The sequence below is a fragment of the Lentzea kentuckyensis genome (genome assembly GCF_002150765.1).
Lineage (GTDB): Bacteria > Actinomycetota > Actinomycetes > Mycobacteriales > Pseudonocardiaceae > Lentzea > Lentzea kentuckyensis.
Genome location: NZ_MUYM01000075.1, coordinates 96,006 through 110,114, shown reverse-complemented (window position 1 = coordinate 110,114; position 14,109 = coordinate 96,006). Strand labels below are relative to the sequence as shown.

Sequence of the window (14,109 nt, the reverse complement as noted above, 5' to 3'; positions counted from 1 at the left end):
TATTCTTGACTTGATCATGGCCGAAGCGCAGTCTTGGGCGCCATGGACAGGCGTCACTTCCTCCGCGTCACCGCTGCCGCGGGCGCTGGGCTGCTGGTCAGCGGCACGGCATCCTGCGCCACCTCCGCGTCCTCCGGCCCGGTCACCCAGGCCGCGGGCACGGCCACGATCCAGTCGAACCTGTCGGCGCCCGCGGCCAAGGCGGCGATCGACGCACTGGTCAAGGCCTTCAACGACAGGGAAGGCTCGCAGGTCTCGGTCAACACCGTGGCGTCCGAGACCTTCCGCACCCAGCTGCCGAGCTACCTCACCTCCGCCAACCCGCCCGATCTCTTCACCTGGTATCCCGGAGCGCTGCTCACCGGGTACGAGCAGAAGGGCCTGCTGCTCGACGTGAGCGACGTCTGGCAGACCATGGGCGACTATCCCCAGTCGTTCAAGACGTTGAGCGGCAAGGTGTTCGTGCCGACGACCTACTACTGGTGGGGCTTCTTCCACCGCAGGTCGAACTTCGCGAAGTGGGGCGTCACCCCGCCGAAGACCTGGACCGAGTTCGTCGACCTGTGCAAGGTCCTGCGGGGCAAGGGCGTCATCCCGCTCGGCATGGGCGCCGGCTCCGACTCGCCGTGGACCGCGTCGAGCTGGTTCGACTACTTCAACATCCGGATCAACGGCGCGCCGTTCCACCGGGAGCTGCTCGCGGGCAAGCAGAGGTTCGACGACCCGAAGGTCAAGGCGATCTTCACGCCGTGGCGCGAGGTTCTGCCGTACACCGACCCGAACGGCACCGCGATCGGCTTCCAGGAGGCCACCACCGCGATGTTGCAGGGCCGCACGGGCATGCTGCTCACCGGCGCGTTCTTCGCCGACGCGGCACCGAAGGACGCCATCGACGACATCGACTTCTTCCGGTTCCCGATCATCGACCCGAAGGTGCCGCTCGCCGAGGAGGGCCCGACCGACGGGTTCTTCGCGAGCGCCAAGTCACCGCACGTCAAGGAGCTCAAGGAGTTCCTGACCTACGCGGCGACGGCGGAGGGACAGGAGGTCTACATCAGGGCCTCGTCCGGCACGGTTCTGCCGACGCACCCGAACGCCAAGGACTCCGGCACGCCGCTGGTCCAAAAGGGACGCGCGCACCTCAAGGAGGCCGCGGAGATCACGCAGTTCTTCAACCGCGACTCCAGTGACGCGCTGCAGCCCACCGCGGACGCCGCGCTGATCAAGTTCCTCCAGCAGCCCGACCAGCTGGACACCATCCTCACCACGTGGCAGAAGGCCGCCGAGCAGGTGTGGTCGGCCTGATGCGCCGTGTTCCTCCCGTACTGCTCCTGTTCGTGCTCATCCCGCTGCTGGTGGAGGGATTCTGGGTCTTCTGGCCCGCGCTGCAGGGGTTCTGGCTCGCGCTGACGAACTGGGACGGCGTCTCGCCGCCCCAGTTCGTCGGGCTCGGCAACTACGCCAGGATGATCGACGACCCGGTCTTCCACACCGCCGTCACCAACACCGCGATCTGGCTCGTGCTCTTCGGCGGGTTGTCCGCGGTCGGCGGCCTCGGGATGGCCGTGCTGCTGCAGAAGGAACGCCGCGGCGTCGGCGTCTACCGGGCGGCGCTGTTCGTGCCGGTGGTGTTCTCGCTGGTCGCCACCTCGCTGATCTGGCAGGTGCTCTACCAGCCGGGCGGGTTGTTCGACAGCAGCCCGCTCGCCGACCCGGACACCGCGATCTACGCCGTGCTGGTGCCCGCGCTGTGGCGGCAGGTCGGGTACGTGATGGTGCTGTACCTGGCCGGCCTCAAGGGCATCGACCCCGGGCTGTACGAAGCGGCCACTTTGGACGGTGCCACGGCCTGGCAGAGGTTCCGGCACATCACCTGGCCGCAGCTCGGCTCGGTGAACTCGGTGGTGCTGTCGGTGATCGTGATCGACTCGCTGCGGTCGTTCGACGTGGTGTGGTCGATGACCCGTGGCGGGCCCTACCACTCGTCCGAGCTGCTCAGCACGTACATGTACTCGACCGCGTTCCAGTCGCTGAAGCTCGGCTACGCGAGCGCCTTGGCGGTCGTGATCTTCGTGCTGGCGTTCGGCGTGATCGTGACGTACCTCGTCCGCGCGTTCCGGGAGAACTGAGATGTCGAGCTGTGTCTTTCTGGTTGTTGCGGGCGCATGTGCCGTGATCATGGCTTGCACCGTTAACGCGTTCCCGGAGAACTGAGATGTCGAACCGCGTCTTCCACGCCGTGGCGGGCACGATCTCCGTGCTCTGGCTGCTGCCGATCGTGGCGGTGCTGGTCACCGCTGTCCGAAGCTTCGACGACATCGCCGCCAACGGCCTCGCGTCGCTGCCGAAGTCGTTCACCCTCGCCGGGTTCGCCGACGCGTGGACCAACGGCGGCGCGGGCGCGATGTGGAACAGCGTCCTGGTGACCGTTCCGACGGTGTTCCTGTCGCTCGCGTTGAGCTCGGCGGCGGCGTACGCGTTGAGCCGCTTCCAGATTCCCGGCCGGCGCACGATCATCCTGCTGATGCTCGCGGGCAACCTGCTGCCGCCGCAGATCCTGCTGGTCCCGGTGTCGAAGCTGACCGAGCTGCTCGGCCTCTACGACACGTTGTTCGCGCTGATCGTGGTGCAGGTCGGGTTCGGGCTGGGCTTCTACACGTTCGTGCTGCAGGGCTTCATGCGCGCGATGCCGGACGAGGTGCAGGAGGCCGCCACCATCGACGGCGCCGGTCCCGTGCAGATCTTCTGGCGGATCGTGCTGCCGATGACCCGGCCCGCGCTCGCCGCGCTGGCCGCGCTGGCGTTCACCTGGATCTTCAACGACCTGCTGTGGGCGATCACCGTGCTGCGCTCGTCGTCCGTCATGCCGGTCACGCCCGCGTTGCTGGCGTTGCAGGGCCAGTACGTGTCGAACTGGAACGTGATCGCGGCCGGCTCGGTGATCGCGGCGATCCCGACCGTGGCGGTGTTCCTGCGGTTCCAGCGGCACTTCATCTCCGGGCTCGCGGTGGGAGCGGTGAAATGACCTGGATCCTGCGCATGGCCACGACCTCGTACACGGTGGCGGTCGAACCCGGTAACCGCTGGGCTGAGCTGGTGGCGTGGGGCCCGCACGGCGTCGAGTGCGGTCCGTCGCCGCTGAAGAACCTCGGCGAGATCCACTTCATCACCGAGGCCGACGCGGCTCCGGTCGAGTACGTGCCGCGCGGGCAGCGTCCGTTCACCGGCGCCGATCTGGAACTGGACGGCGACTCGTGGTTCACCTTCGCCGGCGCCACCGAGTCGGACGGCGTGTTGCGGCTGGCGTTCGCCGACGAGATCGCCGGGCTCCGCGCGGTGCTCTGCTACCGGCCGGAAGCCACCGTCGACGTGCTCACCCGGTGGGTCGAGCTGACCAACACGCGAGAAGAACCGGTCCGGCTCGCCAGGATCGGGTCGGCGGGCGTGTGCCTGCCGACGAACACCCCGCGACTGTCCTTTTTGCACGGTGAGTGGGCCCGCGAGTGCCAGTTGGACCACGTTTCGCTGCCGGCGGGCGGGTTCCGGATCGGCAGCTCCTACGGCGTTCCCGGGCACAACTACGCGCCCTGGTTGTCCGTGGACGACACATGGGGCGTGTCGCTGGCGTGGTCCGGTTCGTGGGAGATCACGGCCGAGGTCGAGCCGTCCGGGCTGACGCGCCTGCGGGCCGGGATGCTCGGGCCGGTCGTGGTCGAGCCGGGGGAGACCTTCACGACGCCCGAGGTGGCGCTGGCGTACTCGACGAACGGCCTGGCGCGGGTGTGGCACGCCTACGACCGGTTGCGCAGCCGCGAGGTCCGCAAGCCGGTGCTCTACAACTCCTGGGAGGCAACGGGGTTCGAGGTCTCGCTGCCCAGGCAACTCGAACTGGCCAGGATCGCCGCGGACATCGGGGTCGAGCTGTTCGTGGTCGACGACGGCTGGTTCGTCGGCCGTCACGACGACACCGGCGGCCTCGGCGACTGGTACCCGGAGTCCCCGGACTTCGGCGCGTTCGTCTCGGACGTGCGCGCGATGGGCCTGGAGTTCGGGCTGTGGGTCGAACCGGAGTGCGTGAGCCCGAAGTCGCGGCTCTACGCCGAACATCCGGACTGGGTGTACCGGAGCGAGGGCCGCGAACCCACGCTCATCCGCAACCAGCTGCTGCTCAACCTCGGCCTGCCCGAGGTGTACGAGTTCGTCGTGTCCACTTTGGATCGACTGCTCACCGACTATCAGATCAGCTACCTGAAGTGGGACATGAACCGTCCCGCCACCGAACGGTCCGGCGAGCTCGACAACGCGCACGTCCGCAACTACTGGCGCGTGCTCGACCATCTGCGTTCGGCACATCCCCACGTGCTGGTGGAGGGCTGCGCGGGTGGCGGCGGCCGGATCGACCTGGCCACGACCGGCAGGGTGGACGTGGTGTGGCCCAGCGACAACACCGCGCCGCTGGACCGCCTGAAGATCCAGCACGGGTTCCTGCACATGCACGCCCCGCACCTGATGTCGTCGTGGGTCACGGACGCGCCCGGTATCTTCGACGCCCGTCCGCGTTCGCTGAAGTTCCGCTTCGTGCTCGCGATGGCCGGTGTCCTCGGCATCGGCGCCGACGTGCGGCACTGGACTCGCGAGCAACGCGAGGAAGCCGCCGTGCTCATCGAGCGCTACAAGGACATCCGCGAGGTCGTGCACAACGGCGAGGTGCACCTGCTTGGCGACGCGATCCAGTACTCGGGTGAGGACCGGATCGTCGTGCTGGCCTGGAACACGGGCGGCTTGACGGGCGTTCCGGTGGTGCCCGGCCGGTCGTCGCGGCTGAAGCTGAAGGGACTGACCGCCCAGTCCTATGTGGACGAGGCCGGTGAGGCGTACTCCGGTGCGCACCTGACGCACGTCGGGCTGCCGTTCGACTGGTCCGCCACGAACGACGCCGACGTGGTGGTGCTCAGGCCCGTAGGAGGGCCTTGATCTCATCGAGAGGCGTGCGGGCGAGGGCCGACCCGACCCCGCACGCCACCGCGCCCGCTTCCAGCCACGCGGGAACGTCGGCCGGTGCCACGCCGCCGGTCGGCACCAGCGGGGCATGCGGCAGCACGGCGAGGACGTCCCTGACCCACTGCGGAGTCGGCGCGGGGAACACCTTCACGGCGTCCGCGCCCAGTTCCATCGCCTGGATCACCTCGGTGACCGTGGCGGCGCCGGGAAGCACCGCGGCCCCGTACCGGTGGCCGGCGCGGATCACCGACGGTTCGAGGTTCGGTGCCACCAGGAACTGTGCTCCGGCGCGCACGGCGGCGACCGCCGAAGCCTCGTCCAGCACCGAGCCGGCGCCGATGACGACCGACGGGAAGTCGGTGCGCAACCGGCGAATCGCGTCCAGCGCGCCGGGGTTGGTCAGCGGGAGTTCGAGTGACGTGAGGCCCGCGTCCAGCAGCGGAACGGCGGCCTTGAGGGCAGAGTCGGTGTCGCCGGTGCGAATGATCGCGATGATGCCCTGCCGCACGACTGCCTGGGTGATCTCGTAGCGGTAGCTCACGCTGGACAGCCTACTACACATAAATTAGGAATTATTCTTGACACTCAGGACGCGCAAAGGGGAGGCTCGTCGCATGAAGTGCGCGGTGGTGTCGGGTGCGGCGGCGGGAATCGGCGCCGCCACGGCGAAGCACCTGACCGACAACGGTTACCGGGTGGTCGGGATCGATTTGCACGGTGATGTCGCGATTCAAGGCGACGTCAGCGACCCGGAGACGTGGCGTCGAGCCGTGGAGTTGAGCGACGGCGTGGACGCGTTGGTGTGCAACGCCTACACGGTCACGGTCAAGCCGTTGGACTTCACCACGCCCGCCGAGTGGGAACGCCAGCTCGCGGTCAACCTCAGCGGCGCGTTCCACGGCCTGCGGGCCTGCCTGCCGTCGTTGCGGCAACGCCAAGGCTCGGTCGTGCTGGTCTCGTCGGTGCACGCGCACTTCGGCATCCCCGGCCACGGCGCCTACGCGGCCACGAAGGGCGGGCTGGTCGCGCTGACCCGCCAGCTCGCCGTCGAGTACGCGCCCGACGTCCGGGTCAACGCGGTGCTGCCCGGCCCCGTGCTGACGGCGGCGTGGGACCGGGTGTCCGCCGAGGATCGCGAACGCAGTGCCCGAGCCACCCCGGCCGGCCGTCTCGGCGACCCGGCCGAGGTGGCGTCGGTGATCGGTTTCCTGCTGTCTCCGGCGGCGTCGTTCGTGACGGGCGCGGAGCTTCTGGTCGACGGCGGCTGGTCCGCGGCAAAGGACTCGTCTTGACTTCTCTCGCAGCATTGCCGGCCGGGGTGTCCACGAAGGAGGCCGGATGAAGGTGACGGCGGTCGAGACGTTCCTGGTCGAGCCCCGCTGGCTGTTCCTGAAGGTGAGCACGGACGAGGGGGTGACCGGCTGGGGTGAGCCGGTCGTGGAGGGCAGGGCCGAGACGGTCCGCGCGGCCGTGCACGAACTGTCCGAGCTGGTGATCGGCCAGGACCCGCTGCGCGTCGAGGACCTCTGGCAGGTCCTGCGCCGCGGCGGCTTCTACCGCGGCGGCCCGATCCTGTCGTCGGCGCTGTCCGGCTACGACCACGCGTTCTGGGACATCGCCGGCAAAGCCCGCGGCCTGCCGGTGCACGAACTGTTCGGCGGCCCGGTGCGCGACCGCGTGCGCGCCTACTCGTGGGTGGGCGGCGACCGTCCGGACGGCGTGTTCGAGGCGGTGTCCCAGCAGGTCGCGGAGGGTTTCAGCGCCGTGAAGATGAACGCCACCGCCGAGATGAGGCCCATCGCGTCACCCGCCGAGGTCGACGCGGTGCTGGACCGCGCGCGGGAGGCCCGGCACGCGCTCGGCCCCGGCGGTGACCTGGCCATCGACTTCCACGGCCGCGTTTCCCCCGCCATGGCCCGGCGTCTGGTGCGCCTGCTCGAAGAGGTGCAGCCGATGTTCGTCGAGGAACCGGTGCTGCCCGAACTCCCCGCGGACGTGCTGGCGTCCGTCGTCCAGGCGTCGACCGTGCCGATCGCGACGGGGGAACGGCTGTTCTCGCGGTGGGAGTTCAAGCCGGTGCTGGAAGCGGGCGTCGCGGTCGTGCAACCCGACCCGTCGCACGCGGGCGGCATCTCGGAACTGCGCCGGATCGGCTCCATGGCCGAGGTCTACGGCGCGTCGATCGCCCCGCACTGTCCACTCGGGCCGATCTCGCTGGCGGCGTCGCTGCAGGTGGCGTTCACGACGCCGAACTTCCTGATCCAGGAACAGAGCGCCGGCCTGCACTACCACGGCACCGATCCCAGCTACCTGGTCGACATGGCGCCGGTGCGGGTCGTGGACGGCTGGATCGCGCGCCCCACCGGGCCGGGGCTCGGCGTGGAGGTGGACGAGGAGGCGGTGCGCCGGGCCGCGGAGATCGGGCACTCGTGGCGGTCGCCGATCTGGCGGCACGACGACGGCAGCTTCGCCGAGTGGTGACAGCGGCTGTCAGCCGCTGCCAGTGACGTGTGCGGGAGGTGCCAGCGCCGCGGGTGAACCTGGTCGTGTTCCCGGATCACGACCTTGAAGGAGCCCCAATGCACGTCACGATCATCGGTGCCGGCCTAGGCGGTCTCACGCTCGCCCGCGTGCTGCACGTCAACGGCATCCCGTCCACCGTCTACGAGGCGGAGGACTCGCCGACGTCACGTGCGCAGGGCGGCATGCTCGACGTCCACGACTACAACGGCCAGCTCGCCGTCGAGGCCGCCGGGTTGATGGACGAGTTCCGCGCCATCGTGCTGGAAGGCCGCGAGGCCATGCGGTTCCTCGACACCGACGGGTCCGTCCTGTTCGAGAAGGGCGACGACGGCACCGGCGGCCGTCCCGAGGCACAGCGCGCCGACATTCGGCAGATGCTGCTCGACTCCCTCCCCGAAGGCACCGTCCGTTGGGGCCACAAGGTGACCGGGGTACACGGCAAAGAGGTGACGTTCGCCAACGGCACCACCATCACGGCGGAACTGCTGGTGGGCGCGGACGGCGCGTGGTCGCGCGTCAGGTCGTTGCTCACCGACGCCACACCTGAGTACACGGGCATGTCGTTCGTCGAGACCTACCTGTACGACGCCGACACCGACCACCCGGCCGTGGCGGAGGTCGTCGGTGGCGGCTCGATGTTCGTCCCCGGCTCAGGCAAGGGGATCTTCGCGCACCGCGAGGCCGGCGGCGTCCTGCACGCCTACGTCGAGTTCAGCCGGCCGCTGGAGTGGTTCGACGACATCGACGTGACGGACCGCGCGCGGCTCGCGGCCGAGTTCGAGGGGTGGGCGCCGCAGGTGACCGCGTTGATCACCGAGTCCGACACCGTGCCGCTGTTGCGGCCGCACTACGCCCTGCCCACCGGGCATCGGTGGGACCGCGTGCCGGGCGTGACCCTGATCGGTGACGCCGCGCACCTCGCCGCGCCCAACGGTGAGGGCGCCAACCTCGCCATGCTGGATGGTGCCGAGCTCGGCAAGGCTCTGGCCGCCCATGATGATGTGGAGGTCGCGCTGCACGCGTACGAGCAGGCCATGTTCGTGCGCGCGGAGGAGACCACCGCCGATGCTGACGTGGTCGTGCAGAGCCTGTTCGGTGACGACGCACCGCAGAAGGTGCTCGAGCTCATCGCGGCTGAGCAGAACTGACGAACGACACCCGGAACACCGCGCCCTCACCCGGCGCGGTGTCCAGCGAGATCGTCCACCCGTGGGCCGCGACCAGCGCCGCCACGATCGCCAGACCCAGCCCGGTTCCGCCCGGCCCTCGCGCGGCGTCCACGCGGTAGAACCGTTCGAACGCCCGCGAAGCCTGCTCGGCCGACATCCCCGGTCCGTGATCAGCCACCTCGAAGGAGCTCGGCCCCAGCCGCACCTCGACGGGCGACCCCGCCGGCGTGTGGATCAGCGCGTTGTCGAGCAGGTTCGTCAGCACCTGCCGCACCCGCGCCTCGTCGGCCTGCACCAGCACCGGTCCGTCCGGCAATTCCAGCGACACGGTCCGGTCCGCAGCGCGCACCCGTGCCTCGACCACGGCGTCGGTGACCAGCACGACCAGGTCCACAGTGGACAAGACCAGTGGTTGCGCGGAATCCAGTCGTGCCAGCTGCAGCAGGTCCTCGACGAGAACGCCCATCCGCTCGGCGTGGTCCTCGATGCGTCGCAACACCTCGGCAGGATCCGAGGCCGCACCCTGGCGGTAAAGCTCGGCATAGCCCCGAATCGACGTCAACGGCGTCCGCAGCTCGTGTGACGCGTCGGCGACGAACTGCCGCATCCGGTTCTCCGACGAGACGCGCACCGCGAACGCCTGCTCGATCTGCCCGAGCATCGTGTTCAACGCCGACGCCAGCCGTCCCACCTCGGACCCCGGCCGCCGCACCGGAACCCGTCGCGACAGGTCACCGGCCGCGATCTCGCCGGCCACCTGCTCGACCTCCTCCAGCGCCCGCGTCGAGGCCCGGACCAGCGCATACCCGGCCATGCCGACCAGAATCAGCGCGCCGAGGCTGATCAGCAGGAACGCCAGCCGCAGATCGCCGACCGCCTTGTCGACCTCCGACTGGTCGGTCGCCACGATCAGCTCGGCCCCGTCGAGCTGCCGCATGACCAACCGGTGCGAGCCCACCGAGACGTGCTCGCCCGGCGTCAACGACCCGTACCCAGGCAGGCCGGCGAACGGCGTTCCGGACAGCACCTCGGACGGAGACCGCAGGATCACGTTCTCCCGCCCGGGAAACGGCCGCGGCGACGACGCGACCCGGTCGATCCGCGCGTCGAGCTGGCCCAGCAGGTAGCGCTCCATCACCTGCGAGCCGATCAGCCACGTGCCGAACAGGCCCGCGGCCACCAGGGCGACGAGCACGACCACCAGTCGCACGCGCAACGTCATGGTCTGATCATGTATCCGAGGCCGCGCACGGTGTGGATCAGCCGCGGTTCCGCGACATCGACTTTGCGCCGCAGGTACGAGATGTACGACTCGACCACCCCGAAGTCGCCGTCGAAGTCGTGCGACCAGACCTGGTCCAGGATCTGCGCCTTCGACAGCACCCGGCCGCTGTTGCGCATCAGGTAGTGCAGCAGCCGGAACTCCGTCGGCGACAGCTCCACCACCCGCGACCCGCGCCGCACGATGTGGCTCTCCACGTCCAGCGACAGATCACCGCAGGTCAGCTGCTCGCTCTCGTGGCCGGGCCGGGTGCGGCGGAGCACGGCGGTCACCCGTGCGACGACCTCCTCCAGGCTGAACGGCTTGGTGATGTACCCGTCGCCGCCGATCGTCAGGCCGGTGATGCGGTCGTCCGTGCTGTCGCGCGCGGTCAGGTACAGCACCGGCACCCGCACACCGGACGAACGCAGCCGCCGCACCACCTCGAACCCGTCCCGGTCGGGCAGCATCACGTCCAGCAGCACCAGGTCCGGTGCCTCGGAACGGGCCGCCTGCAACGCCTCGCCGCCCGTGGCCGCGCTGGACACGGTGAACCCGGCGAACCGCAGGCTGGCGCACAGCAGTTCGCGGATGCTGGGTTCGTCCTCGACGACGAGCAACCGGCCACGTTCCACACGCTGATCCTGCATCACCCGGTGGTCGGCCGCTGCGTGATGGTCTGCCCGGTCACCGTGCCGTCCGAGCCCGCCTGGCCCTGCACGACGACCTGCTGCCCGGCCTTGAGGTCCGTCAGCTTGCCGTCGGACGTGATCTGCACCTTCGTCGTGTCCGAAGTGGACACCTTGACGACCTGGCCGTTCTGGGTCTTCACGTACACCGTGGTGCCGTCGACGTGGTCGATCGTGCCCGTGGTGCCGCGGCCGAACCCGCCGTTGGGTCGTTGCTGAGCGCCCGAAGGAGGCGTGCCGTTGAACTGGCGGCCGGCGGCGTTCTGGCGAGCCGGGGTCTGCGTGGAGCCGAAGGACTTCTGCACGAACACCCCGCCGACGAACGCGACGATGGCCAGCACCGCGACACCGAGGATCATCGTGGTCTTGCCGATGCCGGCCTTGCGTTCCTTCAGCTCGGCCGAGATGTCGTTCTCCAACGGCTGATCCAGTGGGTTGCTCACAAGAACTCCTATTCGTGCCGGAGGGCTTCGATGGGACGGAGCTTCGCGGCGCGCGACGCCGGATAGCTGCCGAAGAACAGGCCGATCAACGCCGACACCGCGAACGCCAGCAGCACCGACGACGGCACGAGCACGGGCTGGATGCCGGCGATGGTGAACCGGCTGCCGATCACCCCCGCCGCGACGCCGAGGAACCCGCCGAACAGGCTCAGCAGCGTCGCCTCGATCAGGAACTGCCCGAGGATCGACGACCGGGGCGCGCCGACGGCCTTGCGGATGCCGATCTCGCGGATCCGTTCGGTGACGGTGACCAGCATGATGTTCGTGATGCCGATTCCGCCCACCAGCAACGAGATCGCGGCCACCGACGCGAGCAGCACGGTGAACGTCTCCGTCGTCGCGGTGCGCGCGGTGAGCAGCTGGTCCTGGCTGAGGATCCGGTAGTCGGCGGTCTGCGTGACCTTGTGCCGGCCGTTGAGGATCGTGGTCACCTGCGCCTGCGCGTTCGGCAGCGCGTCGGCCGACCGCGCCTGCACGACGATCTGGCTGAGGCTGCCGTAGCCGGTCAACGCGTTCTGCGTGGTCGTCAGCGGCGCCACGGCCATGTCGTCGGCGTCCTGCAACCCGCTGGAACCCTTGGCCGCCAGCACCCCGATGACGGTGAACGGGATGTTGTTGACCAGCATGGACTTCCCGACCGGATCGGTGCCGGGGAAGAGCTGCGTGGCCACCGTCGCGCCGATCACGACGACCTTGCGCGCCTGCTGGACGTCGTTGTCGGAGAACAGGTTCCCCTGCGCCACCGCGCTGTTCGTGGTGTCGAAGTACCGCGGATCCGAGCCGATGAACTGGCTGATCGCGTAGCTCGTCGTGCCGTACCCGGCGGTGGCTTGCGCTGAGACCACCGGCGACGCGTACTTGACGTCGGGGGAGTCCGCGCTGACGAGCGCCGCCGCGTCCGCCGTGGTCAGCGGCTTGACGGTGCTGCCGGGCTGGGCGCGCTGCGGGCTGATCGTCAGGATGTTCGTGCCGAGCCCCGCGATGCTCTGCTGCACCGCGCTCGACGCGCCGTTGCCGACCGCGATCAGCAGGATCACCGACGCGACACCGATCAGGATGCCCAGCGTCGTGAGGCCGGATCTCATCTTGTTCGCGGTCAGGCCGCGCACCGCGAACGCGGCGATTTCGAAGAGCCTCACACCAGCACCCCCGCGACCCCGCCCGTTTGAACACTGCCGTCCACCACACGGATCGTGCGCATGGCGTGGGCGGCGACCTCGTCCTCGTGCGTGATCAGCACGACCGTGCGCCCGCTCGCGTTGAGGCGGTCGAGGATGCCCAGGACCTCGCGGCTGGACTCGGTGTCGAGGTTCCCGGTCGGTTCGTCGGCGAGCACGATCGCGGGCGACGTGACGAGCGCACGGGCGATGGCGACGCGCTGCTGCTGGCCGCCGGACAGTTCGTTGGGACGGTGGTGCGTGCGGTCTTTGAGACCAACGAGATCGAGCGCGGCCAGCGCCCGTTCCCGGCGTTGGGCACGTCGAACTCCCGCGTACACCAGCGGGAGTTCGACGTTCGCGAGTGCCGTGGTGCGCGGCACCAGGTTGAAGGACTGGAAGACGAACCCGATCTTCCTGTTGCGCAGCAACGAGAACTGCTCCTCGTCGAACTCGCCGGTGTCGATCCCGTCGAGCAGGTACTTGCCCGACGTCGGCACGTCGAGGCACCCGAGGATGTTCAGCAGCGTCGACTTGCCCGACCCGGACGCACCCATGATCGCGATGTACTCGCCCTTCTCGACGGTCAGGTCGAGCCCTCTGAGCGCGTGCACGGCCGTGTCTCCGGAGCCGTAGGTCTTGCGGAGGTTCCTGACCTCGATGACCGGGCTCATCGACCGGTCCCGGTGAGCCCGCCGCCGTTGCGGTTGCCGCCGCCGGTGCCGGGGAACTGGCCGGTGCCCTGCTGCTGGCCGGTGCGGTTCTGGTTGGTCGAGGTGGTCACCTGCGGCAGCACGACCTCCTCGCCCGCGCTGAGCCCGGACTTGATCTCCACGTACTGGTCGCCGCGCACCCCGATCTCGACGGTCTTGCGGGTCTCCGCGCCGTTCTCCAGCACCTGGACGCTGCTGGCGCCGTTGACGGTCTGGACGGCCGCCGCGGGGACGGCGAGGACGTTGGTCGCCGAGCTGACGGTGACCTCGACGCTCGCGGACTGGCCCGGCCGCAGCCCGGCCGGTGGTTCGGTGAGGGTCAGCGTGACGCCGTACTGGACGACGTTGTTCGAGGTCGTGGGCGTGAGGTCGACCTGGGTGACCTTGGCCTGGATCGGCTGCGCCTGCATCGCGTTGACCGTGACGGTCGCGGCCTGGTCGGCCTTGAGCTTGCTGACGTCGGACTCGGAGACGTTGGCGTGCAGCACGAGGTTCTTCAGGTCGGTGACGACGACGAACCCGGACGCCGCGGTGGTGGTGGTACTGCTCGTGGTGCTGGACGTGTTGTTGCCGCTGCCCACCTTCTGCCCGACGGACCCGGTGACCGACGTGATCGTGCCGTCGCCAGGTGCGGTCAGCGTGGTGGCCGCGAGGGTGTCCTGCGCCTGCTGAAGCGCGAGCTGGGTCTGCCGGTACGCCGTGAGCAGCGCGGTCGTGCCGGTGCCCTTCGCGAGCGCCGCGTTGAGGTTGCCCTGCGCGATGTCGACCTGCAGCTGAGCCTGCGTCGGGTCGAGCTTCGCGAGCTGCTGGCCCTTGGTGACCACGTCGCCGACCTTGACGTCGATCTCGGTGACCGTGCCGCTGGCGCTGAACGACGCGGCGGCGCTGAACGAGCTCTGCACCGTGCCCGAGGCCGTCACCGTCTCGCTGACGTCGCGGTTCGCGGCCGCGGCCGTGCGGGTGGCGGTGGGCTGGGCACTGCCGGAGGAACCGAAGAACACCAGGTAGCCGGCCACACCGGCGCCGAGGAGCACCACCACCAGCAGTCCGTTGATCAACAAGGATCTGCGACGTCGAGTCATGGGCTGGGATG

General features: G+C 69.4%; 14 protein-coding genes. 7 read left to right on the top strand and 7 right to left on the bottom strand.

The features are described from left to right. Positions 1-42: 42 nt before the first annotated feature. The 4 genes from B0F77_RS32310 to B0F77_RS32295 all read left to right on the top strand — a co-directional run bounded on the left by B0F77_RS32310 (position 43) and on the right by B0F77_RS32295 (position 4,974). Positions 43-1,305 carry an ABC transporter substrate-binding protein gene (locus B0F77_RS32310; RefSeq protein ID WP_086666803.1) on the top strand — a complete coding sequence of 421 codons (1,263 nt, stop codon included), beginning with the start codon at positions 43-45 and terminating at the stop codon, positions 1,303-1,305. Next, complete coding sequence (locus tag B0F77_RS32305) at positions 1,305-2,129, top strand: carbohydrate ABC transporter permease (protein ID WP_086666828.1); 825 nt, start codon at positions 1,305-1,307, stop codon at positions 2,127-2,129. Before B0F77_RS32310 ends, B0F77_RS32305 begins: the two co-directional genes overlap by 1 nt. An 86-nt stretch (positions 2,130-2,215) precedes the next feature. Next, complete coding sequence (locus B0F77_RS32300) at positions 2,216-3,025, top strand: carbohydrate ABC transporter permease (RefSeq protein WP_086666802.1); 810 nt, start codon at positions 2,216-2,218, stop codon at positions 3,023-3,025. Beyond that, positions 3,022-4,974, top strand: coding sequence for an alpha-galactosidase (locus tag B0F77_RS32295; protein WP_086666801.1), 1,953 nt, complete (start codon positions 3,022-3,024; stop codon positions 4,972-4,974). Before B0F77_RS32300 ends, B0F77_RS32295 begins: the two co-directional genes overlap by 4 nt. Here B0F77_RS32295 and B0F77_RS32290 read toward each other — a convergent pair. Next, complete coding sequence (locus B0F77_RS32290; protein ID WP_086666800.1) at positions 4,952-5,542, bottom strand: bifunctional 4-hydroxy-2-oxoglutarate aldolase/2-dehydro-3-deoxy-phosphogluconate aldolase; 591 nt, start codon at positions 5,540-5,542, stop codon at positions 4,952-4,954. The two genes, B0F77_RS32295 and B0F77_RS32290, sit on opposite strands and share 23 nt — an antisense overlap. A gap of 73 nt (positions 5,543-5,615) precedes the next feature. Between B0F77_RS32290 and B0F77_RS32285 the strand changes: the two genes are divergently transcribed. The 3 genes from B0F77_RS32285 to B0F77_RS32275 all read left to right on the top strand — a co-directional run bounded on the left by B0F77_RS32285 (position 5,616) and on the right by B0F77_RS32275 (position 8,672). Then, on the top strand, positions 5,616-6,293 hold the full coding sequence (locus B0F77_RS32285; RefSeq protein ID WP_086666799.1) for an SDR family NAD(P)-dependent oxidoreductase: 678 nt from the start codon (positions 5,616-5,618) through the stop codon (positions 6,291-6,293). 46 nt (positions 6,294-6,339) lie between these two features. Beyond that, entirely contained in the window at positions 6,340-7,482 is a 1,143-nt protein-coding gene (dgoD, locus tag B0F77_RS32280; protein ID WP_086666798.1) for a galactonate dehydratase, read from the top strand. Positions 7,483-7,580: 98 nt separating this feature from the next. Beyond that, positions 7,581-8,672 (top strand): FAD-dependent oxidoreductase, encoded by a 1,092-nt coding sequence (locus B0F77_RS32275; protein ID WP_086666797.1) that lies wholly within the window; start codon positions 7,581-7,583, stop codon positions 8,670-8,672. Here the strand turns inward: B0F77_RS32275 and B0F77_RS32270 are convergent. From B0F77_RS32270 to B0F77_RS32245, 6 genes are read right to left on the bottom strand one after another with little or no spacing between them, the layout of a single operon-like run. Beyond that, positions 8,650-9,915 carry a sensor histidine kinase gene (locus B0F77_RS32270; RefSeq protein WP_086666796.1) on the bottom strand — a complete coding sequence of 422 codons (1,266 nt, stop codon included), beginning with the start codon at positions 9,913-9,915 and terminating at the stop codon, positions 8,650-8,652. The genes B0F77_RS32275 and B0F77_RS32270 overlap by 23 nt on opposite strands. Further along, positions 9,912-10,604 carry a response regulator transcription factor gene (locus B0F77_RS32265; protein WP_086666827.1) on the bottom strand — a complete coding sequence of 231 codons (693 nt, stop codon included), beginning with the start codon at positions 10,602-10,604 and terminating at the stop codon, positions 9,912-9,914. The genes B0F77_RS32270 and B0F77_RS32265 overlap by 4 nt, the downstream gene beginning before the upstream one ends. Next, entirely contained in the window at positions 10,604-11,086 is a 483-nt protein-coding gene (locus B0F77_RS32260; protein WP_245848930.1) for a hypothetical protein, read from the bottom strand. The genes B0F77_RS32265 and B0F77_RS32260 overlap by 1 nt, the downstream gene beginning before the upstream one ends. A gap of 8 nt (positions 11,087-11,094) precedes the next feature. Next, complete coding sequence (locus B0F77_RS32255; RefSeq protein ID WP_086666795.1) at positions 11,095-12,285, bottom strand: ABC transporter permease; 1,191 nt, start codon at positions 12,283-12,285, stop codon at positions 11,095-11,097. Then, a complete protein-coding gene (locus B0F77_RS32250; RefSeq protein WP_086666794.1) occupies positions 12,282-12,977 on the bottom strand; it encodes an ABC transporter ATP-binding protein in 696 nt (231 codons plus the stop codon). Before B0F77_RS32250 ends, B0F77_RS32255 begins: the two co-directional genes overlap by 4 nt. Beyond that, positions 12,974-14,098, bottom strand: coding sequence for an efflux RND transporter periplasmic adaptor subunit (locus B0F77_RS32245; protein WP_086666793.1), 1,125 nt, complete (start codon positions 14,096-14,098; stop codon positions 12,974-12,976). The genes B0F77_RS32250 and B0F77_RS32245 overlap by 4 nt, the downstream gene beginning before the upstream one ends. Positions 14,099-14,109: the final 11 nt, after the last annotated feature.

What these genes read in the sequence shown, in the direction of transcription:
- B0F77_RS32285 (WP_086666799.1), top strand. Translation starts at nt 5,616, where the DNA reads ATGAAGTGCGCGGTGGTGTCGGGTGCGGCGGCGGGAATCGGCGCCGCC.
- B0F77_RS32250 (WP_086666794.1), bottom strand. Translation starts at nt 12,977, where the DNA reads ATGAGCCCGGTCATCGAGGTCAGGAACCTCCGCAAGACCTACGGCTCC.
- B0F77_RS32305 (WP_086666828.1), top strand. Translation starts at nt 1,305, where the DNA reads ATGCGCCGTGTTCCTCCCGTACTGCTCCTGTTCGTGCTCATCCCGCTG.
- dgoD (WP_086666798.1), top strand. Translation starts at nt 6,340, where the DNA reads ATGAAGGTGACGGCGGTCGAGACGTTCCTGGTCGAGCCCCGCTGGCTG.
- B0F77_RS32295 (WP_086666801.1), top strand. Translation starts at nt 3,022, where the DNA reads ATGACCTGGATCCTGCGCATGGCCACGACCTCGTACACGGTGGCGGTC.
- B0F77_RS32300 (WP_086666802.1), top strand. Translation starts at nt 2,216, where the DNA reads ATGTCGAACCGCGTCTTCCACGCCGTGGCGGGCACGATCTCCGTGCTC.
- B0F77_RS32270 (WP_086666796.1), bottom strand. Translation starts at nt 9,915, where the DNA reads ATGACGTTGCGCGTGCGACTGGTGGTCGTGCTCGTCGCCCTGGTGGCC.
- B0F77_RS32265 (WP_086666827.1), bottom strand. Translation starts at nt 10,604, where the DNA reads ATGCAGGATCAGCGTGTGGAACGTGGCCGGTTGCTCGTCGTCGAGGAC.
- B0F77_RS32275 (WP_086666797.1), top strand. Translation starts at nt 7,581, where the DNA reads ATGCACGTCACGATCATCGGTGCCGGCCTAGGCGGTCTCACGCTCGCC.
- B0F77_RS32310 (WP_086666803.1), top strand. Translation starts at nt 43, where the DNA reads ATGGACAGGCGTCACTTCCTCCGCGTCACCGCTGCCGCGGGCGCTGGG.
- B0F77_RS32245 (WP_086666793.1), bottom strand. Translation starts at nt 14,098, where the DNA reads ATGACTCGACGTCGCAGATCCTTGTTGATCAACGGACTGCTGGTGGTG.